This window comes from Actinoplanes sp. NPDC023714, assembly GCF_040639855.1.
Lineage (GTDB): Bacteria > Actinomycetota > Actinomycetes > Mycobacteriales > Micromonosporaceae > Actinoplanes.
Genome location: NZ_JBFAAR010000004.1, coordinates 165,795 through 192,081, shown reverse-complemented (window position 1 = coordinate 192,081; position 26,287 = coordinate 165,795). Strand labels below are relative to the sequence as shown.

The window sequence follows — 26,287 nt, the reverse complement described above, 5'->3', positions numbered from 1 at the left end:
AGGATGGCGTCATGAAGACGATCGCCCTGGTCGGGGACCGGTCCCCGGCCGTCCGCGCGCACACCCGGATCCCGCGGCTCCTCGACGCCGTTCGCGAGCTCGAACAGATCGACCTGGACGTCTACTGGGTGCCGACCCCCGAGGCGGCGGAGCCGGGAGCGCTGGCCGGGTTCGCCGGGATCTGGTTGACGCCGGGTTCCCCGTACCAGGATGAAGCCGGCGGCATCGCCGCGGCCCGGACCGCACGCACGGCCGGAATCCCGTTCCTCGGCACCTGCGGGGGCTTCCAGCACGCCATGCTGGAGTTCGCTCGCGACGTGTGCGGCATCGGCGACGCCCGGCACGCCGAGAACGAGGGCGGCGCCGGCGACGACGACCTGATCGTCCCGCTCTCCTGCTCGCTGGCCGGGCACGAGGCGGCCATCGGCCTGACGCCCGGCTCGCTGATCGAGAGGCTGATCGGCGCCTCCCGGACGGTCGAGCGCTATCACTGCGCCTACGGCCTGGCTCCGGACCGGATCGGCCTGCTGCGCGCTCACGGCATGCGCTTCACCGGCCACGACGAGAACGAGGGCGGCGAGGTTCGGGTGGCCGAGCTTCCGGACCACCCGTTCTTCCTCGCCACCCTCTTCCAGCCGGAGCTGGCCGCGGGCGACACCCCGCACCCGGTGATCCGGGGCTTCGCCCGCGCGACGGCTCAGTTGTCGGTGTAGGAGAAGATCGCGGCCGCGGTGAAGCGGCTCCTCGTGCCGCTGCCGGACGTGAAGCTCACCGCGACCGGGCCGGCCGTGGTGGCGGGCGGGACCAGGCAGAGGAACGTCGGGTTGCTGGTGGCGCCCTGCTTCACGCAGTCGGCCGGGTTCTCGCCGAAGGTGAAGTCCTTGGCGTCGCCGATGGCCGCGCCGGCCACCTTCACGACGGTCTTCACGCCGCCGGTGAGGGTGCTGTACTTGACGCTGAGGCCGGTGACGACCGGGACCAGGGTGATCGTGGCGGGTTCGCCGGCGATCTGGTCGTGCACGACGGTGACGGTCGCCGACTCCGCCGTCCCGGCCGGTACGTTGATCTTCAGGTGGGTCTCGTCCACGTACGTCGCGGTGGTCTTGGTCTTGTTGAAGACCACCGAGACGAGCTCCTTCGCGAAATCCTTGGAGGTGGCCCCGAGCGTCCCGCCGGTGATGGTGAGGACGAGCGGGCCGCCGCCCGCCTTCGCCACCGGATTGCCCGAGGTGTCGACGCCGAGCGGGGTGCGGTAGTTCACCACGGTGGTCTTGGTGACCAGGCTCTCCCCCTCCGGCGTCGTGATGACCAGGGGCGCGGCGCCGGACGTGCCGGCCGGCACCACCGCGGTGATCTTCGTGGAGGAGGCGACGGTGTAGGAGGTCGCGTCGGCGCCGCCGAAGGTGATCGCGGAGACCTCGGTGAAGTTCTTGCCGGTGATCGTCACGGTGCTGCCGCCGGCGGTGCTGACCCGCGACGGGGTGATGCCGGAGACGGTGGGCCGGCCGGCCATCACCAAGGCCTGACCGGAAGCGGCCCGACCGGGAGCGGCCGGGCCCGGAGCGGCCGATGCCGCCCCGGCGCCGCCGGCGAGGACGAGAGCGCCCACCGCGACAGCGGCCGCGCCACGCAGGAGAACAGACACGGGTGACCCTCTCAGTCGATGTCGGTGTAGCTGAAGGCGGCCGCGGGCGTGAACCGGCTGGCGACGCCGCCGCCCGAGGTGAAGGAGACCCGGACCGGGCCGGCGACGGTGGCGGCCGGGACGGTGCAGATGTAGATCGTGGTGCTCTTCGGCTGCGGCGCGCAGGTGGCCGGCGTCTCGCCGAACAGGAAGCCGGTGGCCTCGCCGCCGGCGCCCGCGATCGTGATCTTGATGGTCCGGCCGCCGGCGAGGGTGTCGCTCGCCAGCGACATGTTGGTGATCACCGGCAGCACCGGGAGGGTGACCTCGGGGCCGGCCATCAGGTCCTGCATGACGGTGAGGGTCACCGTCTCGGTCGTGATGGCCGGCAGGGTCACCCGCAGGTGGGTCGGATCGACGTAGGTGGCCGTGAGCTTCTGGTTGCCGCGCTTCACGCTGATCTTCTCGGCCGCGAACGCCTTCACGTCGGCGCCGAGGGTGCCGCCGGTGACCGCGAAGATGTGCTGCCCGCCGCCGGCCCGGACGAACTGGGTGTCGCCGGCCGTGTCGATGCTGATCGGCCCGCGGAACTTGATCCGTGCGGCGTCCGACTCCGGGCTGACGCCGCTCGGGGTCTTCACCGTCACCGGGACCGACGTCCCGGCGTCACCGGCCTGCACCACGGCGTTGATCTGGGTGCCCGACTCCACCGTGTAGGAGGCCGCCGGGGCGTCGCCGAAGGACACCGCCGTGTTGTCCGCCAGGTCCACGCCGAGGAAGCCGGCGCCGGCGATCTGCACGGTGTCGCCGCCCGCGGCGCCCACCCGGCTCGGCGAGACGCGGGTGATCACCGGGTAGTAGTTGACCGTCCCGGTCGAGGGCGGGCCGGCCAGGCCGTTCTGCACCAGCGAGACGGGCGAGGCCGTCGCCGAGCCGGTGGGCGGCACGGTGATCTTCACGTGGGTGGCGTCCACCCAGGCGACGGTGGCCGCCAGGTCGCCGACCAGCGCGGTGTACTTGAGGGTCCGGAACGCCGCCACGCTGTCGCCCACGGTGCCACCGACGACGGTGCCGACGATCTGCTCGCCGCCCGCGGCGCTGGCCTCGACCGTCGTGATCTCGACGCCGAGCGGTTCCCGGTAGGCGAAGGCGGCGGACGTCGTGCTCGGGCCGTCCGTGCCGACCACCGTCACCTTGACCGTGCCGATGTCGCCGGGCGGGCTGATCGCCAGCAGCTCGATGTCCGACTTGACGACGATCCGGGTCGCCGCGGCGTCGCCGAACATCACGGATTCGGGCTTCGTCCGGTCCAGGCCGAGGAAGCCGGATCCGCGGACGGTCACGGCCGTCCCGCCGGCCACCGAGCCCATGACCGGGGTGATGCTCTTGACGACCGGGACGGCGAACGCGGCCGCTCGCGGCCGCTCGGGCGCCGGGGCGGCCGAGAGGACCGCACCGGGATGCACCACGATCACGGAGAAGCCGGCGACCGCGGCGGTGACGAGCGCGGCGCCCCGGCGGGCACGAGTTATGTTCCTCACGGGAACCCTATCGGCCGCCGGAGCCGCACTCCTTCACGAAATCGCCTTCACGAAATCGCCGGCAGTCAGGCGAGCAGCGCGCTCAGCACCTCGATCGCGTGGTCCACCGCGGCGTCGTCGACGTCGAGGTGGGTGACGATCCGCGCGGTCCGCGGAAGCATCGCGGCGATCAGCACGCCCTGCTCGGCGGCCTCCGCGGCCAGCGTCGGCGCGTCCAGCGCCGATTTCGAGAGATCCAGGGGTACGAGGTTCGTCCGCACCCGCGCGGGCTCGACCACGCCGTACACCGAGAGCGCCTCGGCGATCCGGTGCGCCCGCTCGTGGTCCTCGGCGAGCCGCTGCACGTGGTGGTCGAGGGCGTACCGGCCGGCCGCCGCGAGGATGCCGACCTGCCGCATCCCGCCGCCCATCCGCTTGCGGATCACCCGGGCGCGGTCGATCTTCTCGCGGCTGCCGATCACGAGCGAGCCGACCGGCGCGCCGAGGCCCTTGGAGAGGCAGACCGAGAGGGTGTCGAAGAGGGCGCCGTACTCGGCGAGCGGGACCCCGTCGGCGACGTGCGCGTGCCAGATGCGCGCGCCGTCGCAGTGCAGGGCCACCCCGTACGAGTCGGCCACGGCGCGCAGGTCCCGCAGCACCGAGAGCGGCACGACGCCGCCCCCGCCCAGGTTGTGGGTCTGCTCGACGGCGATGGCCGAGGTCGGCACGGACGGGAAGCCGGCCGGCCGGATCATCCCGGCGATCCGCTCCGGGTCGAGCGCGGCGCTGTCCGGGCTCCAGGTGCGGGTGGAGATGCCGCCGAGCGCCGCGGCGGCGCCCAGCTCGTACGTCACCACGTGCGCGTCGGCGCCGGCCAGCAGCTCGCCGCCGGGCCCGGCGACGAGCTGGAGGGCGATCTGGTTGGCCATCGTGCCGGACGGCGCGAACAGCGCCGCCTCGTGCCCGAAGAGCGCCGCGACGTGGTTCTCCAGCGCGTTGACGGTCGGGTCGTCGCCGAAGACGTCGTCGCCGACGGCCGCGGTCGCCATCGCCTCGCGCATCCCGGCGGTCGGCCGGGTCACGGTGTCCGAGCGCAGGTCAGCCACGGAGCATCTCCGCGACCAGGAACGCCAGCTCGAGGCTCTGCTGGGTGTTGAGGCGCGGGTCGCAGGCGGTCTCGTAGCGGCCGGGCAGGTCGAGGTCCTCGATGCCCTGCGCGCCGCCGAGGCACTCGGTGACGTCCTCGCCGGTCAGCTCGATGTGGATGCCGCCCGGGTGGGTGCCGAGGCCGCGGTGCACCTCGAAGTAGCCGAGCACCTCGTCGACGACCCGGTCGAAGTGCCGGGTCTTGTAGCCGTTCGAGGACTCGTGCGTGTTGCCGTGCATCGGGTCGCACTGCCAGACGACCTTGGCGCCGGTCGCCGTCACCTTCTCCACGATGGGCGGGAGCGCGTCGCGGACCTTGCCGTTGCCCATCCGGCTGATCAGGGTGAGCCGGCCCGGGATGTTCTCCGGGTTGAGCTTCTCGCAGAGCTCGATCGCGGTCTCCGGCGAGGTGCCGGGGCCGAGCTTCACGCCGATCGGGTTGGCGATCCGGCTGATGAAGTCGATGTGCGCGTGGTCGAGCTGCCGGGTCCGCTCGCCGATCCAGAGGAAGTGGCCGGAGAGCCCGTACGCCCGGCCGCCGGACACCCGGGTGAGCGCCCGGTCGTACTCGAGGGCGAGCGCCTCGTGCGAGCAGTAGAGGCTGACCGTGCGCAGCGCGTCGTTGTCGGTCATGCCGCAGGCGCGGATGAAGTCGAGGGCGCGGTCGATCTCGCGGGCGATCGCCTCGTAGCGCTCGCCGGCCGGCGAGGCGCGGACGAAGTCCTTGTTCCAGTCGTGCAGCCCGTGCAGGTCGGCGAGACCACCGGCCAGGTACGCCCGGAGCATGTTCATGGCGGCCGCCGAGTTCGCGTACGCCCGGATCATCCGCTGCGGGTCGGCGACGCGGGCCGCCTCGTTCGCGTCCAGCGAGTTGATCAGGTCGCCCCGGTAGGCCGGGAGCCCGAGCGAGTCGGTCATCGACGAGCGCGGCTTGGTGTACTGGCCGGCGACCCGGGCCACCTTCACCACCGGCATCGACGCGCCGTAGGTCAGCACGACCGCCATCTGGAGCAGCGTGCGCGCGTTGGCGAGCAGGTGGCTCTCGGTGTTGTCGGCGAAGGTCTCGGCGCAGTCGCCGCCCTGGAGCAGGAACGCCCGCCCCTCGCAGACGTCGGCGAGCTTCGCCCGGAGCTGGTCCACCTCGTACGGCGCGACGATCGACGGGACGTTGTCGAGGACCTTGCAGACCTCGGCGACCTCGTTCATGTCCGGCCACGGCGGCATCTGCACGCGCGGCAGGCTCCGCCAGCGGTCGAGGCCGAGAGCCTCGTCCTCGGCGGAGTCGGTGGACGGGCGGGAGGTCTGCAGGGCGGGGTTGCCCACTCCCGGGTGACTGAGCTGATGCCACTCACGGCGCATGGGCAAAGCGTACGGAAGAGGGGCACCGGGCCTGCGCCCGGTGCCCCTCCGTCTCACTACTCAGTTACTACAGGTTGCCCTTGATGGCGGTGATCAGCTCACCGTTGGTGGTGTCACCGGAGAGCTCCCAGAAGAACGCGCCGCCGAGACCCTGGTTCTTCGCGTAGGTCATCTTGCCGGCGATCGTCGACGGGGTGTCGTAGCTCCACCAGTTGCCGCCGCAGAAGGCGTACGCCGTGCCGCCGACGGTGCCGGTGGGCGGGCACTTGGTCTTGAGGACCTTGTAGTCCTCGATGCCCGCCTCGTAGGTGCCGGGAGCGGCGCCGGTGGCCGAGCCGCCCGGGGCGGCCTGGGTGACGCCGGTCCAGCCGCGGCCGTAGAAGCCGATGCCGAGCAGGATCTTGCTGGCCGGCACGCCCTTCGACTTGAGCTTCTGGATCGCGGCGTCGGAGTTGAAGCCGGCCTGCGGGATGCCGGCGTACGAGGTCAGCGGCGAGTGCGGGGCGGTCGGCCCCTGCGCCGCGAACGCGCCGAAGTAGTCGTACGTCATCGGGAAGACCTTGTCGAGCTTCGCGATGCCGGCCGCGTAGTCGGCCACGTCGAGCTTGCCGCCGTTGCTGCCGTCGGCGGAGATCGCCGAGGTGATCAGGTTGTTGGCGCCGAACTTGTTGCGCAGCGCGGTGAGCACGTTGGCGTACGCGGCCGGGCCGCTCGTGTCACAGCTCAGGCCACAGGCGTTCGGGTACTCCCAGTCGATGTCGATGCCGTCGAAGACATCGGCCCAGCGCGGGTCCTCGACCAGGTTGTAGCAGCTCTCGGCGAACGCGGCCGGGTTCTTCGCCGCGTCGGAGAAGCCGCCGGACCAGGTCCAGCCGCCGACCGAGTAGATCACCTTGAGGTGCGGGTACTTCTTCTTGAGCTTGCGGAGCTGGTTGAACGAGCCACGCAGCGGCTGGTCCCAGGTGTCCGCGACGCCGTCGACGCTCTCCGCGGCCGTGTAAGCCTTCTCGTAGTCGGCGTACGAGTCGCCGATGCTGCACTTGCCGCCGGTGGTGTTGGCGAACGCGTACAGGATGTGGGTCAGCTTGGAGGCCGAGCCGGACGTGTCGATGTTCTTCACGTGGTAGCCGCGGCCGTAGACGCCCCACTCGGCGAAGTAGCCGACGACCCACTTGCTACCGGTCGGCGGGTTCGTGGTGGGCGGGGTGGTCGGCGGCGTCGTGGGCGGCGTCGTCGGCGGGGTGGTGGGAGGAGTGGTCGGCGGGGTGGTGGGCGGCGTCGTGGTGCCACCGCAGACGCCGTTGTCGACCCACACGGCCCACTGGCTGCTGTTCGTCGCCGGGGACTCGTTCTGGGTCCACCACTTGGCGGTGTAGTTGTGGCCGTTCTGCGAGGCGACGTTGTCCTTCACGTAGACGGCGGTGGAACTCCAGGCCGGGGCACAGGCTGCGGCGGCGGACGCGGACACGGCGGGAACCGCGACACTTGCCGCGATCATTACCGCGCCGGCGAAGATCGCGCGACGGGCGGTTTTCTGCACGGGGATGTCTCCTCAACAGTTAGGAAACTTTCCAAAGAGAGGGATGCAGAGACCGTAGTCACATCGATTAACAACAGTCAAGGGAGGTCAGCACCTTTAAGGTCTGTTTAACATCAAGAAGCGGTCAACCACGGCGTGCGTTCATCTCCGCACTGCGCGTAGTCTTAGATCATGACCATCTTCGACGTCAGCATTGGCGCCCTCACCGGTGGCGCGACCGAATTGGACCGTTACCGCGGCTCGGTCGTCCTGGTGGTCAATGTGGCCTCACGCTGCGGCCTGACCCCGCAGTACTCCGGACTGCAAAACCTCTACGACACCTACCGTGACCGGGGATTGGTGCTGGTCGGCGTGCCGTGCGACCAGTTCGCCGGCCAGGAGCCCGGCACCGCCGACGAGATCGACGAGTTCTGCCGGGTGAACTACGGCGTCACCTTCCCGATGACCGAGAAGGTCGAGGTGAACGGTCCCGGCAGGCACCCGCTCTACCGGGAGCTGATCGGCGGCGGCGAAGACATCCAGTGGAACTTCGAGAAGTTCGTCGTGGCCCCGGACGGCACGGTCGCGGCACGGTTCGCGCCCGGCACCCAGCCGGACGACGGCGAGCTGGTAGCCACCATCGAGAAACTTCTCCCCCGCTGATGGGTGTACACGTCATAGGCGTCGACGCGTACGCGCTCGGCTGGGTCGGCGTCGAGCTCCGGGACGGCGTCTTCGGCCGCGCCGTGCTCGCCTCCACCCTGTACGAGATCGTCGCGGGCAGCTCCGGCGCCGCGGTGATCGGCGTCGACATCCCCCTCGGCATGCTCCCGGACAAGTGGCGGGCCGCCGACACGCTCGCCGCCGACCAGCTCGGCCCGCGCCGCGGCAGCGTCTTCCGGGTGCCGCCCCGGGCGGTCTGGATGGAGCAGGACTTCGCCTCGGCGAACCGGCTCTGCCGCGAGCTGACCGGCGCCGGCCTGAGCCGCCAGTCGTGGGCGCTGCGCCCCAAGCTGCTGGAGGCCAACGCCATCTGGGAACGCCACCCCGGCCTGCTCTTCGAGGCGCATCCGGAGCTCTCGTTCCGGACCATGGCCGGCGAGCCCCTGCCGTACGCGAAGAAGACCTGGAGCGGGCAGACCCGGCGGCGGGAGTTGCTGGCCCGCAACGGCATCGTGCTCCCGGACCAGCTCGGCCCGGCCGGTCAGGCCCCGCCGGACGACATCCTGGACGCCGCCGCGGTCGCCTGGACCGCGCACCGCGTCGCGACCGGGACGGCGCTGAGCCATCCGAGCCCGCCGGAGGAGGACGAGGGCGCCCGGATCGCCATCTGGTATTGATCAATTAGTCCCGGGAAGCGCGGATTGTAGCGAATCGGCTATGACCCGCGCTTCCGTCGTTCGGGCGGATCACTACCGAGCGTCACCTTTATAAACTGTCGTCGGGTTTCTCCACTACGAAGTGGCAGAGGAGACCGGACGATGAGGGTGCAGCCCCGGCAGGAGCTTCTCGAGATCTGGCAAGCGGTGGTCGAGCACTCCTACCGCGACGGCGAGTGGGTCTGGGGTGGCCGCGACGGCCGCAACTCGATCAGCGACGCCGAGCAGCTGCTCTGCATACTCGGGCCGGCCACGGCCATCCCGCCGTTCGCCCTCGACTCGCCGGACCGGGTGGCCGACGACGTCCTGGCCGCGATGAAACCGCTGGGCGGCGTCGTGGACGTCCCGCTCACCCTGCTCGAGGCCGTCGAGTCGTACCTGACCACCTACACCGACCCGAACGGGACGCCGATCTTCTCGGCGGCGAGTTACTTCCGCGACCCGGGCGGCAAGGACCCGGACGGCCTCAAGCCGGAGCAGCTCGCGCAGCCGGTGGTCGACTCGTTCGCCATCTCGCTCTCGCTGTCGCTGGCCACCATCGGCTTCGCCCGACAGTTCCGGAAGAGCCTGCGCCGGCGCAGCTCCCGGTCCGAGATCGACCGGCTCGAGGCGATGGCCAGCAAGCGGCTCTCGGCCGCCATGGTCGGCCTGCTGCGCAGCTTCACCGTCGACATCTTCGAGGTGGACTCGAAGGCCGGCCGGGCCCTGTGCCGCACGTTCAACCAGCGCAACCTCTCCACGAAGCGGGTCGTGCCGCAGATCCACGAGTCGCTGCGCGAGATCCGCGCCAGCCTCCGGGACGTGACGATGGGCTCGGGCGCCGGCCTCGCCGACGAGCTGGACCACCCGGACCGGCTCTTCGAGTGCGGCTGGAGCTGGGGCATCGTCCGGGACGCGCCCGCCATCATCACCAACCAGGAGGTCGGCGAGCAGCCGGCCGGCCTGGCCGAGCCGGCGCCGTACATCTACTTCACCGCCGTGGCGCTGGACGCGATCGAGGCGCTGTTCTCGACCCGTACGCGTCAGCTGGGTCTTCTCAATGAGGAGCAGCTGCGCCTCGCCCAGGGTCTGCAGCTGCGGTGGGACCTGACCCAGCAGTACTGGTCGAAGATCGCGGTGCCGACCGGCGGTGGCCGCTGGCCGCTCGAGGACATCCCCTGGCAGCGCACCACCGAGAAGGAGTCGGACTACTTCAGCCTGCACGTCTCCTCGATCGTGGTGCAGGACCTGGTCCGCCAGCGGGCCGGCGACAGCGACCTGGACCGGGTCGGCAAAGTCCTCGAGGAGCTGGCGAACCGGTCCCGGATCAACCGCCGGGTCTTCGCCGGGGACCAGTCCTACGAGCTGCACGCGCCCGGCTTCCCGATCAGCCTGGGCGGCAGCGACGAGCTCGGCGGGCCCCGCCTCACCTGGATCATGTCCGACTTCGCCCCGCTGCTGCTGAAGCGGACCATCACGCTGGCCGGGCTGCTCGGCGACCCGCAGCTGCGCGGCCGGATGCTGGCCCTGGCCGACGAGATCTGGGCGCACCTGGACACCCGGCGGCTGCGGCCGGACAAGCGGTACGGCCTCTGGGACCAGCCGGCCCGCGCGTTCGAGGAGTTCTCCGGCATGTACGACGCGCCCTCCTGGTACCACACGAAGCGCGTCGTCGACTGCCTGATCACCGCGGCCCAGGTGATCAGCGCACCACCACTGCGCAGCGACGGGCTGGCCGGGCTCGGCGCGACCCTGCTGAGCGAGGCCGAGCACCTGTACGACCAGGAGCTGCTCCAGGGCTCGCCGAACGGCGGCTACGCGATGCAGATGGAGCTGCAGGCGCTCGCGGCGAAGCTGAAGCGCGCCCGGGCCATCCTCGACGACAAGCCCGGCACCGCGGCCTCGCTCGCCAACGACGTGCTGCTCAACCTGGACCGCTTCGCCGCGGCCCGCGACCTCGACGGCGAGTCGTGACCATGCTGGTCTTCGCGACCTCCGACAAGGGAGGCACCGGCCGGTCGGTGACCACCAGCAACGTGGCGTACCAGGCCGCCGTCGCCGGCGCCGACGTCTGCTACCTCGACTTCGACTTCGGGTCGCCGACCGCGGGCGCGGTGTTCGACGTCGACGACGGGATGCTCGGCGTGCGGGAGGGCGGGCTGCACTCGTACCTGCTGGGCAGGGTGGACAAGCCGCGGCGCATCGACGTGTTCGCCGCGACCGAGCGCACCAGCGTGCGGGACCGGCCGTACCACGCCGGCCGCCTCGTGCTGATGCCCGGCGACGCCGGCGTCGGCGAGTTCCCGAGCAGCCCCGACCTGATCCGCCGCTGCGCCGGGCTGCTCGGCCGGCTCAACGGCGAGTTCGACGTCTGCTTCGTCGACCTGAGCGCCGGCCGGTCGTACGCCCTGCAGATGGCCCTCGCCGCAGTCCGCCGGCTGCACGGGGTGAAGAGCCGCTGGCTGGTCTACCACCGGTGGACCAAGCAGCACGTGCTCGCCGCCACCGCCCTGGTGCACGGCGAGCACGGCATCCTGCAGACCGGCGAGGAACTCGGCCACGACCGGGACGAGCTGCTCTCGTCGCTGCGCTTCGTCCGGACCGCCACCGTCGACCCGTCCCGGCCCGGCCTCACCGCCCAGCAGACCGTCTGGATCGAGAAGTGGGACGGGGAGCTGCGGACCATCGCCCAGTCCGAGGGCGCCGGTCCGCTCACGCTGCTGCACACCGTCCCGCTCGACCCGCTGCTGCAGTGGCACGAGCAGCTCATCACCAACCACGACGTCGAGTCGCGCGGCATCGCGAACCGGGCCACCGCCGACGCCTTCAAGAGGCTGGCCGAGCTGATCGGCGACGACCGGGCCTGGGAGGTGAAGTGACCGGGCTGGAGGCACGATTCCAGGAGCGGTCGGCGCAGCCCCGCGTCGAGCAGCTCCCGCTCTCCCATCTCTCGATCGAGCTGGGCCACCTCTACATGGAGGACTTCGAGGGCGGCGTCGAGCAGCTGCGCCGGCACTTCGGCGAGGTCCGGCCGTGGGTGTCCGCCGCCCGCGAACGGCTCACCGGCATGCTGCCGCCGGGCCGGCCGCCCCGGATCAGCACGTGCTTCCTGATCGACGATTACTTCACCGAGTTCAGCACCCCGGACAAGGTGATCGCGCAGCTGGTGGAGGCGGCCGGCGACCACGGGCTGACCATCGACTACGTGGCCCGGGAGGCCGGCTGCGCCCGGGCCGGCGACGTCCGCCCGGCCGAGCTGGTGCTGGACCGCCTGGTGGCCGACCCGCCGCCGGACACCGACGGGGTGTGGCCGCCGCCGCAGGAGATCGGCTGGCTGACCAACGGCGACCGGCCGCCCGGCTCCTCGGCCGCGCCCGCGATGAGCCGGGCGCAGGGCTGGCGGCCGCCCACCCAGAACGCGAAGAACCGCCACTCGATCTTCCTGGCCGTCGAGATCTTCTCGGAGGAGCCGGGCGGCCGGCAGTGGTCCTGCCCGTACCTCGCGTCGGTGTGGCAGCTGATGCGGCTCGGCATGCTGCGCTGCGACGGCCGCCCGGTGGCGCCGCCGGAGCCGGCCGGCGACCGGCTGCCGTCCTCCTGGCAGGAGATGCCGGCGGTGCTCCGGCTCAATCCGAAGGCGCAGCCGTTCAGCGCCTACCGGACGCTGTCCATGCTGGCCCGGCGCTTCCAGAGCATCGAGGCTGCGGTCGGCGTGGTGATCGGCCAGGTGGCCGTCGACGAGGAGGTGCAGAGCCAGGTCCGCGAGCGGGCCGCGGGTGAGGGCATCACACTCCCGGCCGACCTGGTGCAGCGGATCGCCTACGTCTTCGACGGCGACACCACCCGGGTCCTGGTCTGAGCCCGGTCAGCGGGGCTGCGCGGCGTCCCACAGCTCCCGGAACCGCTCGCCGCGCTCCTCGACCCGGCTCGGCCGCAGCACCAGCCGGGTGTTCACCACGATCGGCGGCGTGTTCTCGTCGATCCACGAGCTCGTCGTCACCTCGTAGCTGATCACCCCGTCGAAGAGCACGAAGTCGAAGAGCGAGGTGCGCCGCAGGTCGGTCGCGTTGGAGAGGTCGAGCACCCGTACCTCGACGCCGATGTCGGCGTGCTGGCGGTAGATCTTGTCGAGCGCCGCCTGGCCGCCCGGCTCGGGCCGGTCCTGGATGAAGATCCGCCGGATCTTCACGCCGCGCTGCACGGCGTCCCGCTGCGCGTCGAGGTATCGCTGCCCGAGGTCGGTGGACCACATCCCGCCGCCGTCGACGGTGGTCAGGCTGGTGGCGTCGATCCCGCCGTCGGCCGAGTAGGTGAGGCTGAGCAGCCAGTCCCGGTCCTCGCCGTCGTAGATCGCCTCGGTGTTGTCGCCGAGCTCCTTGAGGAACTCGGACATCCGCTCCAGCTCGCGCTGCGCCAGCCGGTGCGCGAGCCCGGGCGACTCGGTGCCGATCCGGGTGGAGTGCCGGACGAGCTGGCTGAGCAGCTCGGTCTGCACCGCGGACTCCTCGATGGCGCCGAACAGCTCGGTGGCCTCGCTGATCGCCCGGAACCGCTCGTCGACGCAGGCCCGGATCTGCTTGGCCTGGTCGACCTGGCCGACCTGCACCTCCCGCAGCCGGCTCTCGAACTCGACCAGGAACTGCACGACCAGGGCCGAGCCGCCGACCAGCACGGACAGCGTGATCGACAGGATCGGGTCCTTGTCGGCGAGGTTGGTGAGCGCGAAGGCCACCCCGCCGGTGACCAGCGCGATGACCACCTTGCGTACCACTTCGGACAGGCGTCGGCCGGCTCCGTCAGCCCGCATGGTCAGCCCGCTCACGACGCCGCCGGCCCGGCCAGACGACCGAGCTCACGGAGGGTCGAAAGGGCCAGGTGGTCGCGGATCCGCTGCACCGCCGCGGACCACTGCCGGCCGAACCCGGCCCGCTGCTCCATCTGCTCCCAGTAGCGCCGGGTCTCGAACTCGAGGCGCGCCCCCGGCATCCACAGGTGCAGCAGGTGGTCCACGGCGGGCCGCAGCCGGTCCACCGCGGCGCCCGGGCGCGGCCCGGTCAGCGCCGCCCTCGTGACGATCCCGGTCAGCGTGGTGAGCAGCCAGTCGTGCAGGGCGAGGTCCTCGCAGAGGGTCACCACGCCGGCCAGGCCGGTGCCGCTCGTGTGCAGCCGCACCGACCGGCGGTCGTCGCCCTCCACGGTGAAGGAGAGGACGTCCTGCCCGGCGTCGTCGAGGACGGCCGCCCAGCGCAGCGCCGTCTCCCGGCTCGGGAACGGCGCCCGCGAGTCGACGAGGGAGCTGCCCCGCACCCGGTCGGCCGTGTGCGTCGCGATCGCGCCGAGGTTGAGCATCGGCGCGGCCGGCCCGTCCGCGAGGAAGGCCTCGATCACGGCGCGCTCCTTGAACTTCCCGACGATCTCGACGGTGGCCGGCCGGGCCAGGTAGTGCGACCACGGCAGCCGGCGGCTGTGCGGGCTGCGGACGGCCACGGTCCGCGCCGACGACTGCAGGACGTGCCCGCCGGTGAGCACGGCCCGGGTGGTGACCGTGCCGATCGCCCGGGCGCTGCCGTGCGGCCCGGTCGGCAGCCGGCAGTCCACCCCGGTCAGCCGGTCCGGGGAGACCACGACCGGCATCGGGCGGTCCGAGCGGAGCACCTGGGCGCCCGCCGTGAGGGCCAGCAGCCGCTCCCCGGCGTCGGCCGGGAGCGCCGTGGAGGACGGCAGCAGGGATGTCAGCACCTCACCCAGAACCAGCATCGCCCCGTGACGCTCCCGTCCCGCTAGAAGTACCAAGAATCGATTGGACCGCACGACCACCGATAGCGCAACGTCCCCGGATTGTCACCTTCCGCATTCATCTTGAGTTCACCACCGTCGATCTCCGGACCGGTTCGATTAAAATGTGTGAATGATCCACGGGACGGACGTGGTCGTCGTCGGCGCCGGAGTCTCCGGGCTGACCTGCGCGGTGCGCCTCGCCGAAGCCGGCCGCCGGGTGCTCGTCCGCAGCGCCGACACCCCCTCCAGCACGACGTCCTGTGCCGCCGGCGCGATCTGGGGCCCGCATCTCGTGGCGCACGAGCGCGCCGGGCAGTGGGCCCTCGAGTCGCTCGAGGTCTTCCGCGAGCTGAGCCGGGACCCGGCCACCGGCGTCCGGATGACGCCGGGCGTCGAGGCGAGCCGGGACGGGCTGGAGACCCCGGAGCCGGGGCTCGGCGCCGAGGCGGTGCAGCGGTGCGACCCGGCGACGTTGCCGCCCGGCTACACGAGCGGCTGGCGCTACACCGTCCCGCTCATCGACATGACCCGCTACCTGGCCCACCTCGCGGCCCGGCTGCGGGACCTCGGCGGCCGGATCGCGGTCCGCCGGCCGGTCACCGCGGCCGAGCTGCCCGGCCTCGGGGCGATCGTGGTGAACTGCGCCGGCCTCGGCGCGCGGGACCTGGTGCCGGGCGACGACATCCGGCCGATCCGCGGCGACCTGCTGGTGGTCGACAATCCGGGGATCGACGCGTTCTTCGTCGAGCACGACACCGACGAGGACGGTCTCACCACCTACGTGCTGCCGCAGGGCGGCCGGGTCATGCTGGGCGGCAGCCGGTACGCCGGGGAGTGGTCACGCCGGCCCGACCCGGGAGTCGCCCGGGGCATCCTGGACCGCTGCGCCCGGGCCGAGCCGCTGCTATCCGGGGCCCGCGTCCGGGAGCACCGGGTGGGGTTACGGCCGGTCCGCGACCGGGTGCGCCTCGCCGCCGACGAGCGATATGCCCACCTCATCCACAACTACGGCCACGGCGGCGGCGGGGTGACCCTCTCCTGGGGGTGCGCCGGCGAGGTCCTGGCGCTCACCGGCGCCGCAGCACATACCACCCGAAGGGGCTGAAGCCGGCGACCTCGTGCTCCACCAGCGCGGTACGGAACCCGGCCCGCACCCCGAACCGCCAGTCCCGCGCCCGCTTCGGATCGTCCTGCCGCAGCTTCTCGATGTTGCTGGGCGTGGGCACCAGGCAGTGCACCCCGTCGCCGAGGAAGTGCAGCGCGCCGGGCGAAGCCTCGAAGTCCCAGTCGTCCGGCTTGATCGACAGGCTGGAGACGTCGGGGATCGCGGTGATCTCCGGGGCGGCGAACTCCCACTCGATGAACAGCCGGTCGGTCTCGTCGTCGTCGTTGAGCCCGTCGTTCAGGCTGTTGTAGAGGTCGTTCTCGTAGCTCAGCACCCGGGCGTGCAGCTTCGCGAGGTTGAAGTGGGCGTTGCGCCGCACCAGCGGGTCGAACGTCCACCGGATCCGGTCCAGGCCCTCCGCCTTGGCCCACAGTGCCTCGTGCTGCTTCAGTTCGTACCCGAAGCCGGAGCCCTGGTGATCAGGGTGCACGCCGACGATGTGCGAGTGCAGGTGCGACCGGCCCCGGATCGCCACGGCGGCGGCGACCATCACGTCGTTCACGTAGAGGCCGGTGACGTAGTTCTCCGCCTCGGCGAGCGCCCACAGCGTCGACGCGTTGATCAGGTCGACGGCGGAGTCGGCTTTCCAGACCCGGCACAGGAGGTGAACCATCTCTTCGAGCTCGTCGATGAGCTTGAGTTCGCGGAACTCCACCTGCTCGATAGTCATGGGGACTCACCACAGTCGATTGAGGAGGGACGAAGGCCGGGCCGCGCAAGCGTAGACGGACGCCGACCACCACCGCGACACCCGTTCGCAGGATGCCGTTACCACAATGATGTGCCCATTACCGGGCGGAGCGAACGCCTTTCCTCAACGTAACTGCGAATGCGGGCAGAAGTTACTTATTACTTCATTTCTCCCGCGATCTCCCGCGCCCGATTCCGGGCCGCCTCCAGCGCCGCCAGCAGGGCCGGCCGTACGCCGTGGTTCTCCAGCTCCCGCAGCGCCGCCGCCGTCGTCCCGGCCGGGGACGTCACCGCCTCGCGCAACAGAGCCGGGTGCTCACCCGAGTCACGCAGCATCACCGACGCGCCGAGGGCGGTCTGCGTGGCCAGCTGGTGCGCCGTCTGCCGAGGCAGACCCAGCAGCACGCCCGCCTCGATCATCGCCTCGACCACGAGGTAGAAGTACGCCGGCCCGGAACCGGAGAGGGCGGTCACCGCGTCCTGCTGCTTCTCCGGCACCCGGACCGTCGCGCCGAGCGGCGTGAACATGGCCTCGGCGAGGTCGAGGTGCTCGGCCGTGGCGTGCGGACCCGCGGAGATCGCCGTCATGGCCTGGTCGACCAGCGCCGGGGTGTTCGTCATGACCCGGACGACCGGGGTGCCCGCGGGCAGCCGGGCCGCGAAGAACGCGGTGGTGAGACCGGCGCAGAGCGAGACGACGAGCTTGCCGGCCCCGACCTTCGGGCCGATCTCGTCGAACAGCGCGCCGGCGTCCTGAGGTTTCACAGCGACAGCAATAATGTCCGCTTTGTCGACGGCTTCAGCGTTCTCCACGACCGATATGCCGTATTTTTCGGACAATTCGGAACCACGCTCGGCGCGCCGGGTGGTGACCAGCAACCGGCCGGCGGGCCATCCCGACCGCAGCAGGCCGGCCAGGACGAGTTCGCCCATCTTGCCGGCGCCCAGAACCGCGACGGTGTGCGTCAACTCTTCCTCCGCAACAGAAAAGGGGCCGGGATAGCCCCGGCCCCTTTTCTAACAAACTCAGTTACCGAAGAAGACCTCAGCCTCTTCGTACCGCTCCAGCGGGACGGTCTTCAGCTCGCCGGTGCCCTCGATGAGCGGGACCCGGACGATGTCGGTGCCGCGCAGCGCCATCATCTTGCCGAAGTCGCCCTCGTGCACGGCGTCGATCGCCTGCAGGCCGAACCGGGTGGAGAGGACCCGGTCGAACGCGGTCGGGGTGCCACCGCGCTGGATGTGACCGAGGACGACCGTGCGGGCCTCCTTGCCGGTCTTCTCCTCGAGCTGCTCGGCGAGCCACTGGCCGATGCCGCCGAGACGGACGTGGCCGAAGCTGTCCAGCTCCTGGTTGTGCAGGACCATCTGGCCGTCGAGCGGCTGCGCGCCCTCGGCGACGACCACGATCGGCGCGTACTCGACCTGGAAGCGCTTGGTCACGTACGTCGCGACCTGCTCCACGTCGAACTTGCGCTCGGGCAGCAGGATCACGTTGGCGCCACCGGCGAGACCGGCGTGCAGGGCGATCCAGCCGGCGTGCCGGCCCATGACCTCGACGACCAGGGTGCGGTGGTGCGACTCGGCGGTGGTGTGCAGCCGGTCGATGGCCTCCATCGCGATGTTGACCGCGGTGTCGAAGCCGAACGTGTAGTCGGTCGCGTTCAGGTCGTTGTCGATCGTCTTCGGCACGCCGACGACGTTGACGCCGAGGTCGTGCAGCTTGGTGGCGACACCGAGGGTGTCCTCGCCACCGATCGCGACGAGCGCGTCGACGCCCTGCTCGGCCAGGTTGGCCTTGATCTTCTCGACACCACCGTCGATCTTGAACGGGTTGGTGCGCGAGGAGCCCAGGATGGTGCCGCCGCGCGGCAGGATGCCGCGGACCTCGGCGATGCCGAGCGGCTTGGTCAGACCCTCCAGCGGGCCCTTCCATCCGTCGCGGAAGCCGACGAACTCGTGGCCGTAGGCGGTGACGCCCTTGCGGACCACGGCACGGATGACCGCGTTGAGGCCGGGGCAGTCGCCGCCACCGGTCAGCACGCCGATACGCATTTTTCTTCCCCCAAGATCGGGTCGCGAAAAGCGGATAGCCCTGCGGCCCCGGGGAACGGAGGTTCGGCAGCGTTGCCGGGCCCGGGGGCGGGCCGCATCAGCGACTCTAGCCGCCCCCGGATGACCGGCCGAACGCGCCCCGCTAAAGCCTGACGGTTTCGTTCTCGCCGGCGTCCGGCGTCTTTCCGGTGACGGCCGCCTTCGCGTAGCCGAGCATGGTGATGACCTTCGAACTGTGCGCCGCCGCCCAGTACTCCGCGGTCTCCCCGGTCACCTTCACGAGCGTCAGATTCGGCGTCTCCAGCCCGTCCGGGAACCACGCCTTCAGAGCCGGGTTCCACAGCTCCTCCGCCTTGGCCCGATCCTCGACCCGGGTCGCCGCACCGGCGATCGACACCCAGTTGTTCTGCTTGGTGTCACTGAACGCCACGTTGACCTGCGGATGCCGCCCGATCTGCTCGACCAGATCCGAGTCCGAGTAGGTGAAGAACCACAGATCCCCGTCGAACTCCACGTCCTGCAGCGCCATCGGCCGGCTCACGTGCCGGCCGTCCTCCGTCATGGTCGTGACCATGCAGATCCGCGCTTCCTTGACGATCTCCCGAACCTTGTCCCGCTGCGCCTGCTCATCAGTCATACCGATTCCCATACCCCGCAAAATCAAGATCAAAATCAGGAGGTCGCATCGGGGTGGTGCGTTCAGGCCGTCGCTCACGCCGAGGGCCCGCCGCGATTCGCTGCGCTCTCGCGCCGGGCGGCCTGAGTGGGTGGTGACGCTCCTTCTCCTATCAGTCCCCACCACTCCCGCCTGCCGGCCGCGCCCTGCGCCACACACGTCACAGCAGCAGCTCGACCGCGCCGAGCGCCTCGGCGTCCCGCCTCAGCTCGGCCCGCACCACCGTCCAGCCCTGCCGCGGCGCTCGGGGCGCTGTGCCGCAGCAGCGCCTCCCGAGCCCCGTCGACCACGAACGCTCCCGCCTCCACGAACCGTCCCCCGACCACCACCACGGCCGGATCGAGGACGTCACAGAGAGCAGCCGATCCTCGACGGGCGAAGCCGCTCCCGTCCCGGCCGTCGCCTCCGGCGTTCGAGGCCGGCGCCGCGCAGGTCATGCCGTACTACGGGATGCCCGTCGACACCGAGCACGAGGAGGTCGGCTTCGGCTTCAGAAGGACGGTGCTGGAGGGTCTGCTGCGGCAGCGGTACGGCTTCGACGGCGTGATCTGCACCGACGGGGGACTGGTCACCGACGCCGAGATCATGGGCACCCCGATGCCGGCCCGCGCCTGGGGTGTCGAGCACCTGGACCGGCACGCCCGCGTCCAGAGTCCTCGAGGCGGGCGCCGACCAGCTCGGCGGCGAGCAGCGCCCGGAGCTCATCGTCGATCTCGTCGAGCAGGGCCGGATCGGCGAGGAGCGGATCGACGTGTCGGTGCGCCGGATCCTGCGCGACAAGTTCCGGCTGGGCCTGTTCGACGACCGCCGCTACTCACCGAGGGCATCGCCGTTTATCTGGACGGCGTCGACCCGGACGTGGCGGCCCGCTACGCGAAGGTGACCGGCGACCCGGCGCAGGCCGACGTCGCGATCGTCCGCCGTTCGAGCCGCGCAGCGGCGGGTTCGAGGCCTTCTTCCACGCGGGCCGGCTCGACTTCACCGAGGACGAGCTCGCCCCGATCCGGGAGCTCGGCGGCACGATGCCGACCGTCGTCGACGTGATGCTGGACCGCCCGGCCGTGCTCGCCCCGCTGGCCGCCGGGGTGGCGGCGCTGACCGGCACGTTCGGCTCATCCGACGAGGCCCTGCTGGACGTGCTGTTCGGCCGCTGCCCGTCGTCCGGGACGCTGCCGTTCGAACTGCCCTCCTCGATGGCCGCCGTCGAGGCATCCCGCGAGGACGTGCCGAACGACACCGTCGCGCCGCTCCACCCGTACGGATATGGCTTGAAGATCTGACACCCCCGCGTGTCGAGTTGGGGCGCAATCCACACCTCAACTCGACACGCAAAGGCGAAAACCTCACCGCGTGTCGAGTTGGGGCGCAATCCACACCTCAACTCGACACGCAAAGGCGAAAACCTCACCGCGTGTCGAGTTGGGGCGCGGTCCGCACCTCAACTCGACACGCGATGGTGGGGAAGGTCAGTGGGCCATCGCCGGGGGCGCGTCCGGGTCGACGTCGAGCGGGCCGGTGCGGAAGAGGACCGCCGCCACGATCGCGGCCAGCACGAAGAAGCCGGTCGACCACCAGAAGACGGTGTGGTAGCTCTCCAGCGCGGCCTGCGCCTGCACCAGCTGCGTCGGCTCCTTGCCGACCATGTAGTCGCTCGCCGCGGTGGCCGCGAACGAGCTGAGCAGCGCCGTGCCGATCGAGCCGCCGATCTGCTGCACCGTGTTGATCATCGCGGAGGCGACGCCGGCGTCGGAGTGGGTGACGCCGGAGGTGGCGGCGTTCTGCGTCGGCGCGAAGACCAGACCCAGGCCCAGACCGATAATGATCAGGCCGGGGAGGACACCGGAGGCGTACGTCGAGTCCAGCTCGAGCCGGGTCAGGAAGAGCATGCCGCCCGCCGCGACGAGCGCGCCGACCGGGACGAGCGGGCGCGGGCCGATCTTCGGGGTGAGGATCGAGCCGGCCGTGGTCGCGGTGAGCATCACCGACGCGAGCATCGGCAGGAACGCGAGGCCGGTCCGGATCGGGGTGAACCCGAGGATCGAGGTCAGGTAGTAGGTGAGGAACAGGAAGATGCCGAACATGCCGGCGCCGGCGATCGCGATCGAGGCGTACGAGCCGCCGCGGTTGCGGTCGAGGACGACGCGCATCGGCAGCAGCGGGTGCTCGACCCTCAGCTCGATCACCACGAAGGCGGCGAGGACGACCAGGCCGGCCACGATCGGGCCGAGCGTCATGGCGTCGGTCCAGCCGTCGGTCTCGGCGTTCGCGAGGCCGTAGACCAGGGAGACGAGACCGGCGATCGCGGTGATGGCGCCCGGGATGTCGATCTTCCCGTGCGCGGCGACCGGCTCGTCCTTGAGCTTCAGGAACGCGCCCGCCACGGCGATCGCGGCGATCACCAGGTTGACGTAGAGGCACCAGCGCCAGGACACGTACTCGGTGAGCACGCCGCCGAGCAGCAGGCCCATGCCGCCGCCGGCGCCGGAGATCGCGCCGAAGATGCCGAACGCCTTGCCGCGCTCGGCCGGCTCGGTGAACGTCGTCGAGAGCAGCGAGAGCGCCGCCGGGGCGAGCGCCGCGCCGAACGCGCCCTGCAGGGCACGGGCGAAGATCAGCACTTCCAGGTTCTGCGCGGCGCCGCCGAGGGCCGAGGCGAGCGCGAAGCCGACCAGGCCGATGACGAACATCCGCTTGCGGCCGAAGAAGTCGGAGAGGCGTCCGCCGAGCAGCAGCAGGCTGCCGAAGGCGAGCGCGTACCCGGTGACCACCCACTGCCGGCCGGCGTCGTCGAACGCCAGGTCGGCCTGCGCGGTGGGCAGCGCGATGTTCACGATCGTGGCGTCCAGCACCACCATGAGCTGCGCGAGCGCCAGCACCACGAGAGCCCACCAGCGCCCGTTGCCGGATGCCTGCTCCTCACGTCCGGCCGGACGTGGTCGATCAGTAAGCGTGCTCATCGCAGCCTTTCCAGAAGTTGAGGAACATCCTCCGCTTCGGCAGGCTAGCAGGGGAAGTTGAGGAATTGCCTCCACTTAGTTGTAGGCTTCGACACATGACCATCGAGGCCAAGCCGCTGCGGCGGGACGCCCAGCGCAATCGGGAGCGGATCATCGCGGCTGCTCACGAGGTCTTCGCGACCCGCGGCTTCGCCGCCACGCTCGACGACGTGGCGCACCACGCGGGCGTCGGGGTGGGCACTGTCTACCGCCGGTTCCCCACCAAGGAGTCGCTGGTCGAGGCCGTCTTCACGGACCGCCTCGAGGACATGGTGACGCTCGCCGAGGAGGCCCTCGCGGCCGAGTCGGCGTGGGACGGGCTGGTCGACTTCCTGCGCCGCGCGGCCCGGCTGCACGCGGCCGACCGCGGCCTGCGGGACGCCGCGCTCAGCATGAACGAGAAGCACTTCACGCAGGTCGGCGAGCACATGCTGCCGCTCATCCAGCAGATCCTGGACCGGGCGCACGCCGAAGGGACGCTCCGGCCGGACACCGGGCTGCACGACTTCCCGATCATCATGGCGATGGTGACCGAGCTGGCGCAGAACAGCTCGGCCTGCCGCCCGCAGCTCTACGAGCGCTATCTGACCCTGATCCTGGACGGCCTGCGGGCGCGGCCGGGCAACAGCGACCTGGGCCCGCAGCTCAGCGAGCAGGACGTGCAGGCCGTGATGCGGGAGTGCGTGCCCCCGCTCAAGAGCCGCTGAGGAGAAGCCTCAAGAGCCGCTGAGGACCTTCCAGCGCTCCAGGTTGTGCCGGGCGTCGACGAGCGCGTCGTGCCGGCCGGCCATCTCCGGCAGCTTCGGGCGGCCCTGGTCGTCCCAGCGCTGCCGCAGGTCCTTGGTGAACCGCGGGATCTCCCGGGGCAGGGCCGGCATGGCGCCCCACAGCTGGGCGAGCGCCACGTGGTCGTACGCCGCGTACCAGGCCCAGAGCTCCATCTGCTCGGACCGGCCCCGGATCGGCTCCATCAGGAACTCGTAGAGGTCGTCCCGGATCCGCTCACGGCTGCGCCAGGCCTTGTCGGCCGGGGAGGGCAGCTTGTCGAGCACGTTGCGGCGTACCCAGGGCACGGCCTTGGAGTCGTCGAACTCGGTGCTGATCGCGTAGAACTCGCGACCGAACTCGTCGACGACACCGATCGAGACGAGGTCGACGGTCCGGCCGTCCTCGATGAACTCGCAGTCGTAAAAGTAGCGGTAGGGCATCACCGCATATCCTTGCGTATAGCCGTCAGGGCATGGACTCCAGGGCCACCCGCGCCGCGTCGAGGGCGTTGGCGCAGCCCCGGCGGGCCGCCCGGTCCGCCTGCACCGCCCAGCGCAGCCGCAGCAGCACCGGTAGAGCGGCGTCCAGCTCGTCGTGGCGTACCGGGCCGGCCGCCAGATAGCCGTCGAGCAGCTCGGCGGCGTGGTCCGGGCCGCCCGCGTAGGCGACGGCGGCAGCCACGTCATAGACCAGCGGGCCGGTGCCGCACGCGCCGCAGTGCAGCAGGCCGGACCGCCCGGTGTCCGGGTCCAGCACGAACACGTCGGCGCCCGGATCGCCGTGCAGCGTCCCGTAGGTGAGCTGGTCGGTCACGGTGAGCCGGGTCGCGGCGGCCACCGCCGCGGTGACCGTCCCGCGGAGCCAGGGCTCCGCGTCCAGATGGGGTGCGTCGGGGTCGGGCAACTGCCAGGGGCGCAGGCCCGCGTGCCGGAAACCTTGAAGAGCCTTGTGTACGACACCAAGACGCTCCCCCCACCACTGCTGGTCGACCGGGTCGCGGCCGTCCAGGTGCCGGCCGGGCAGGCGGCGCTGCACCGCGAGCGCGCCCTCGGCGGTCTCCACGGTGAGGGCGCCGGCGAGCGTACGGATGGGCTCCCCCGCATCGATCCGCCGCAGCCGCAGGTGCTCGGCGGCCACCAGGCCGGCCTCCATCGGCTGCCGCGCGCCGCTCTCGGCGAGCCGGGCGACGTACCGTCCGGTCGCGGCGGTGACGTCCCAGCCGCGGGACATCACCGACTTCGGCCGTTCGGTGATCTTCGATGGGACGAGATGCCACTGTTCCCGCAATGTCGATCGAAGGAGCTCATCATCCGGCACCGCGGGATTATCTCGGCACAACCGACTAAAGCGACGGACAGCGGGGGTGACAATCACAGAAGGCGATGGGAGGTTTACAGAAAGCGACCGAAGCGACATGATCGTACGGGAGTGAGCTTCGATGTCCGACTCAGGATGGCGTTCGAGGCGCGCTTCATGCTAAGAGTGATCGTTCGCGTCGTGGGGCCGGCGCCTTCCGGGTCGACGACGCGGTCCCCACCGGGGGAGGGATAGCGCCGTGGATCATCGTTTGCCGGATTCCGGCGACGCGCTCACCGGCGTGGAAATGTTCGCGGGGCTAGAGCCGGACGTGCGCCAGCGCGTCATCGCCACCGCCGTTCCGCGTCATTACCGCAAGGGTCAGATCCTCTTCGTCGAGCACGACCCCGGCGACTCTCTGATCATCATGAAGCGCGGCGCCGTCGCGGTCTTCCGGACCGCACCGACCGGCGAGCGCGCGGTCCTCACCGTGGTCCGCCCGCCCGACGTCCTCGGCGAGGTCTCACTCCTCGACGCCTCCACCCGCAGCGCGTCCGCCGAGGCGATCGAGGACTCCCAGGCCCTCTCGCTCTCCCGGGCCGCGTTCATGGACCTGGTGCACTCCAACCCGCGCATCCTGGACGCCGTGATGCGCTCGGTCGGCGGCCTCATCCGCCGGCTCACCGAGCAGAACGCCGACCACGTCTTCCTCGACCTCCCCGGCCGGGTCGCCAAGACCCTGGTCCGCCTCTCCGGCGAGAGCCAGGCCCCGATGATCACCATCGAGCTCAACCAGAGCCAGCTGGCCGAGATGGCCGGCGGTTCCCGGCAGAGCGTCAACCAGGCGATCGGCTCCTTCGCGAACCGGGGCTGGCTCCGCACCGAGGGCCGGCGCATCGTGGTGACCGACGTGCAGGCCCTCAAGCGCCGGGCGGGGATGAGCTGACGGGCTGTTCGCGCCGCTGACGGACGAGGCGATGTCCGGCCGGCCTCGATAAGGGCTGGGCTGGTCGCCGCCGGTGTCCAGCAAGGCGTCACGGACGTGTTCGGCGTTCCGGCTGCGGCCTGGATGGAGCAGCATCACATAGCGGGTGGTGCGTTCGACCGGGCCCGGCGGTTCCTCGGCATGCAGTTGGCCGCGGAGGGCTGGTACTCGCCGTCCGGGCGGCGGTTGCACCGGGCTTCGCGGCTGGTCGTGCGCGATCGGCCGGCCCGGCTCCGCCGCAATCGCTGCCCCGCTGCCCCGCTGCCTCCGGCCAGCGATCAGATCCGCTCGGCCTGCGACAAGTACCGAGGCGAGCGTGCGGCTCCGGCAGGCCTCGGTCGTGCCCATGCCCTGCGCCGGCGTTCACCACCCCTCCCAGAGCCCGCCCTCCCAGAGCCCGCCCTCCCAGAGCCCGCCCTCCCAGAGCCCGCCCTCCCAGAGCCCGCCCTCCCAGAGCCCGCCCTCCCAGAGCCCGCCCTCCCTGGGGGCTCCCCCACAGGCCAGTGTGGCCACGATCGGCGATCTTCGGGTTGTGGCCTGTGGAGGACGCGGAACTGTGGACGACGCGCGGTGACCCGCCCTGACCGGGTCAGGCGGCCACCGGCTGCTTGAGGCTCGCGGCGTAGACGTCGACGTACTCGCGGCCGGACAGCACCATCAGCTCGTACATGATCTCGTCGGTGATGGCGCGCTCCACGAAACGATCGCCCCGGCTCTCCGCGTAGCGGGAGAAGTCGAGCGGCTTGCCGACCCGGATCCGGACCCGCTTGACCGCGGGGATCAGGGTGCCGGTCGGCTGGATCTCGTCGGTGTTCAGCAGGGCGACCGGTACGACCACCGCGCCGCTCTCCAGGGCGAGCCGCGCCACGCCCGTCTTGCCGCGGTAGAGCCGCCCGTCGGGCGACCGGGTGCCCTCGGGGTAGATGCCGGCCACATTGCCCTCCCTGAGGACTCTCAGGAGGGTGTCCAGCGCCGCCTGGGCGGCCTCCCCACCCGAACGGTCCACCGGGATGGTCCCGGCGCCCACGAAGAACATCCGGGAGAACCAGCCCTTGATCCCCTTGCCGGTGAAGTATTCGGCCTTGGCGACGAAGGTCACTTTCCGCCGCATGATCAGCGGGGTGAAGATCGAGTCAGAGAACGAGAGATGATTACAGGCCAGGATCACCGGACCGGAGCGGGGCACGTTCGCGAGCCCCTCCACCTTGGGGCGGAACAGCAGTCTCAGGACCGGTCCGAGGACCACCAACTTCAGCAGCCAGTAGAACACTGGTGTCCTTTCCGCGGATGCCACCGGCGTCCCGGGGCGATAGAGAAGCGTACGAAGCGGGGGCGGCGCGCCACAACGCACT

Annotated in this window: 28 protein-coding genes; 11 read left to right on the top strand and 17 right to left on the bottom strand. The window is 71.0% G+C overall.

The annotated features are described in order from the left end of the window. Positions 1-11: 11 nt before the first annotated feature. Positions 12-713 (top strand): hypothetical protein, encoded by a 702-nt coding sequence (locus tag AB0G10_RS20220; protein ID WP_360923557.1) that lies wholly within the window; start codon positions 12-14, stop codon positions 711-713. On the opposite strand, the gene AB0G10_RS20215 is transcribed toward AB0G10_RS20220, so the two are convergent. The 5 genes from AB0G10_RS20215 to AB0G10_RS20195 all read right to left on the bottom strand — a co-directional run bounded on the left by AB0G10_RS20215 (position 698) and on the right by AB0G10_RS20195 (position 7,189). Beyond that, a complete protein-coding gene (locus tag AB0G10_RS20215; RefSeq protein ID WP_360923554.1) occupies positions 698-1,645 on the bottom strand; it encodes an IPT/TIG domain-containing protein in 948 nt (315 codons plus the stop codon). The two genes, AB0G10_RS20220 and AB0G10_RS20215, sit on opposite strands and share 16 nt — an antisense overlap. An 11-nt stretch (positions 1,646-1,656) precedes the next feature. After that, positions 1,657-3,165 (bottom strand): IPT/TIG domain-containing protein, encoded by a 1,509-nt coding sequence (locus AB0G10_RS20210; protein WP_360923551.1) that lies wholly within the window; start codon positions 3,163-3,165, stop codon positions 1,657-1,659. Between the two features lie 65 nt (positions 3,166-3,230). Next, complete coding sequence (locus tag AB0G10_RS20205; RefSeq protein WP_360923549.1) at positions 3,231-4,250, bottom strand: GntG family PLP-dependent aldolase; 1,020 nt, start codon at positions 4,248-4,250, stop codon at positions 3,231-3,233. Further along, positions 4,243-5,649 carry a class II 3-deoxy-7-phosphoheptulonate synthase gene (locus AB0G10_RS20200; RefSeq protein ID WP_360923547.1) on the bottom strand — a complete coding sequence of 469 codons (1,407 nt, stop codon included), beginning with the start codon at positions 5,647-5,649 and terminating at the stop codon, positions 4,243-4,245. Before AB0G10_RS20200 ends, AB0G10_RS20205 begins: the two co-directional genes overlap by 8 nt. Before the next feature lie 67 nt (positions 5,650-5,716). After that, on the bottom strand, positions 5,717-7,189 hold the full coding sequence (locus AB0G10_RS20195) for a glycosyl hydrolase family 18 protein (RefSeq protein WP_360923544.1): 1,473 nt from the start codon (positions 7,187-7,189) through the stop codon (positions 5,717-5,719). 171 nt (positions 7,190-7,360) lie between these two features. Here AB0G10_RS20195 and AB0G10_RS20190 point away from each other — a divergent pair, with 171 nt between their 5' ends. From AB0G10_RS20190 to AB0G10_RS20170, 5 genes are all read left to right on the top strand, one after another. Beyond that, entirely contained in the window at positions 7,361-7,831 is a 471-nt protein-coding gene (locus tag AB0G10_RS20190; RefSeq protein ID WP_360923541.1) for a glutathione peroxidase, read from the top strand. Further along, on the top strand, positions 7,831-8,508 hold the full coding sequence (locus tag AB0G10_RS20185) for a DUF429 domain-containing protein (protein ID WP_360923538.1): 678 nt from the start codon (positions 7,831-7,833) through the stop codon (positions 8,506-8,508). Before AB0G10_RS20190 ends, AB0G10_RS20185 begins: the two co-directional genes overlap by 1 nt. A 141-nt stretch (positions 8,509-8,649) precedes the next feature. Then, entirely contained in the window at positions 8,650-10,500 is a 1,851-nt protein-coding gene (locus AB0G10_RS20180) for an SCO2524 family protein (RefSeq protein ID WP_360923535.1), read from the top strand. A gap of 2 nt (positions 10,501-10,502) precedes the next feature. Continuing rightward, positions 10,503-11,405: an SCO2523 family variant P-loop protein gene (locus AB0G10_RS20175; RefSeq protein WP_360924953.1), complete on the top strand. Its 903-nt coding sequence runs from the start codon at positions 10,503-10,505 to the stop codon at positions 11,403-11,405. Beyond that, on the top strand, positions 11,402-12,385 hold the full coding sequence (locus AB0G10_RS20170; RefSeq protein ID WP_360923532.1) for an SCO2522 family protein: 984 nt from the start codon (positions 11,402-11,404) through the stop codon (positions 12,383-12,385). Before AB0G10_RS20175 ends, AB0G10_RS20170 begins: the two co-directional genes overlap by 4 nt. 6 nt (positions 12,386-12,391) lie before the next feature. On the opposite strand, the gene AB0G10_RS20165 is transcribed toward AB0G10_RS20170, so the two are convergent. Next, complete coding sequence (locus tag AB0G10_RS20165) at positions 12,392-13,333, bottom strand: DUF6879 family protein (RefSeq protein WP_360923529.1); 942 nt, start codon at positions 13,331-13,333, stop codon at positions 12,392-12,394. An 11-nt stretch (positions 13,334-13,344) separates the two neighbouring features. Beyond that, positions 13,345-14,283 carry an SCO2521 family protein gene (locus tag AB0G10_RS20160; protein ID WP_360923526.1) on the bottom strand — a complete coding sequence of 313 codons (939 nt, stop codon included), beginning with the start codon at positions 14,281-14,283 and terminating at the stop codon, positions 13,345-13,347. A gap of 151 nt (positions 14,284-14,434) precedes the next feature. On the opposite strand from AB0G10_RS20160, the gene AB0G10_RS20155 reads away from it, so the two are divergent. Then, a complete protein-coding gene (locus AB0G10_RS20155; RefSeq protein ID WP_360923523.1) occupies positions 14,435-15,409 on the top strand; it encodes an FAD-dependent oxidoreductase in 975 nt (324 codons plus the stop codon). Here AB0G10_RS20155 and AB0G10_RS20150 read toward each other — a convergent pair. The 5 genes from AB0G10_RS20150 to AB0G10_RS20130 all read right to left on the bottom strand — a co-directional run bounded on the left by AB0G10_RS20150 (position 15,372) and on the right by AB0G10_RS20130 (position 19,242). Continuing rightward, a complete protein-coding gene (locus tag AB0G10_RS20150; RefSeq protein ID WP_360923520.1) occupies positions 15,372-16,139 on the bottom strand; it encodes a GNAT family N-acetyltransferase in 768 nt (255 codons plus the stop codon). The genes AB0G10_RS20155 and AB0G10_RS20150 overlap by 38 nt on opposite strands. A 179-nt stretch (positions 16,140-16,318) precedes the next feature. After that, the gene (proC, locus tag AB0G10_RS20145; RefSeq protein WP_360923517.1) at positions 16,319-17,128 is read right to left on the bottom strand and encodes a pyrroline-5-carboxylate reductase; all 810 of its coding nucleotides are present in this window, start codon (positions 17,126-17,128) and stop codon (positions 16,319-16,321) included. A gap of 57 nt (positions 17,129-17,185) precedes the next feature. After that, positions 17,186-18,214 (bottom strand): 6-phosphofructokinase, encoded by a 1,029-nt coding sequence (locus tag AB0G10_RS20140; protein ID WP_360923514.1) that lies wholly within the window; start codon positions 18,212-18,214, stop codon positions 17,186-17,188. A 142-nt stretch (positions 18,215-18,356) separates the two neighbouring features. Next, a complete protein-coding gene (locus AB0G10_RS20135; protein WP_360923511.1) occupies positions 18,357-18,851 on the bottom strand; it encodes a pyridoxamine 5'-phosphate oxidase family protein in 495 nt (164 codons plus the stop codon). A gap of 199 nt (positions 18,852-19,050) precedes the next feature. Further along, positions 19,051-19,242 carry a hypothetical protein gene (locus tag AB0G10_RS20130; RefSeq protein ID WP_360923508.1) on the bottom strand — a complete coding sequence of 64 codons (192 nt, stop codon included), beginning with the start codon at positions 19,240-19,242 and terminating at the stop codon, positions 19,051-19,053. Positions 19,243-19,506: 264 nt separating this feature from the next. Between AB0G10_RS20130 and AB0G10_RS20125 the strand changes: the two genes are divergently transcribed. Beyond that, on the top strand, positions 19,507-19,773 hold the full coding sequence (locus AB0G10_RS20125) for a hypothetical protein (RefSeq protein WP_360923505.1): 267 nt from the start codon (positions 19,507-19,509) through the stop codon (positions 19,771-19,773). A gap of 139 nt (positions 19,774-19,912) precedes the next feature. Next, positions 19,913-20,170, top strand: coding sequence for a hypothetical protein (locus tag AB0G10_RS20120; RefSeq protein WP_360923503.1), 258 nt, complete (start codon positions 19,913-19,915; stop codon positions 20,168-20,170). Between the two features lie 186 nt (positions 20,171-20,356). On the opposite strand, the gene AB0G10_RS20115 is transcribed toward AB0G10_RS20120, so the two are convergent. Beyond that, positions 20,357-21,847 carry a DHA2 family efflux MFS transporter permease subunit gene (locus AB0G10_RS20115; protein WP_360923500.1) on the bottom strand — a complete coding sequence of 497 codons (1,491 nt, stop codon included), beginning with the start codon at positions 21,845-21,847 and terminating at the stop codon, positions 20,357-20,359. 95 nt (positions 21,848-21,942) lie between these two features. On the opposite strand from AB0G10_RS20115, the gene AB0G10_RS20110 reads away from it, so the two are divergent. Continuing rightward, the gene (locus tag AB0G10_RS20110; RefSeq protein WP_360923497.1) at positions 21,943-22,593 is read left to right on the top strand and encodes a helix-turn-helix domain-containing protein; all 651 of its coding nucleotides are present in this window, start codon (positions 21,943-21,945) and stop codon (positions 22,591-22,593) included. 9 nt (positions 22,594-22,602) lie between these two features. On the opposite strand, the gene AB0G10_RS20105 is transcribed toward AB0G10_RS20110, so the two are convergent. Together AB0G10_RS20105 and AB0G10_RS20100 are read right to left on the bottom strand one after the other, a co-directional pair. Then, on the bottom strand, positions 22,603-23,094 hold the full coding sequence (locus AB0G10_RS20105; protein WP_360923494.1) for a polyadenylate-specific 3'-exoribonuclease AS: 492 nt from the start codon (positions 23,092-23,094) through the stop codon (positions 22,603-22,605). A gap of 25 nt (positions 23,095-23,119) precedes the next feature. Then, entirely contained in the window at positions 23,120-23,971 is an 852-nt protein-coding gene (locus AB0G10_RS20100) for a phosphotransferase (protein ID WP_360923491.1), read from the bottom strand. Between the two features lie 238 nt (positions 23,972-24,209). On the opposite strand from AB0G10_RS20100, the gene AB0G10_RS20095 reads away from it, so the two are divergent. Beyond that, positions 24,210-24,896, top strand: a complete 687-nt coding sequence (locus tag AB0G10_RS20095; protein WP_122977019.1) for a Crp/Fnr family transcriptional regulator — start codon at positions 24,210-24,212, stop codon at positions 24,894-24,896. Between the two features lie 402 nt (positions 24,897-25,298). Here the strand turns inward: AB0G10_RS20095 and AB0G10_RS20090 are convergent, their stop codons facing one another. Continuing rightward, positions 25,299-25,448 (bottom strand): hypothetical protein, encoded by a 150-nt coding sequence (locus tag AB0G10_RS20090; RefSeq protein WP_360923488.1) that lies wholly within the window; start codon positions 25,446-25,448, stop codon positions 25,299-25,301. Between the two features lie 76 nt (positions 25,449-25,524). Continuing rightward, positions 25,525-26,205 carry a lysophospholipid acyltransferase family protein gene (locus AB0G10_RS20085; RefSeq protein ID WP_360923485.1) on the bottom strand — a complete coding sequence of 227 codons (681 nt, stop codon included), beginning with the start codon at positions 26,203-26,205 and terminating at the stop codon, positions 25,525-25,527. Positions 26,206-26,287: the final 82 nt, after the last annotated feature.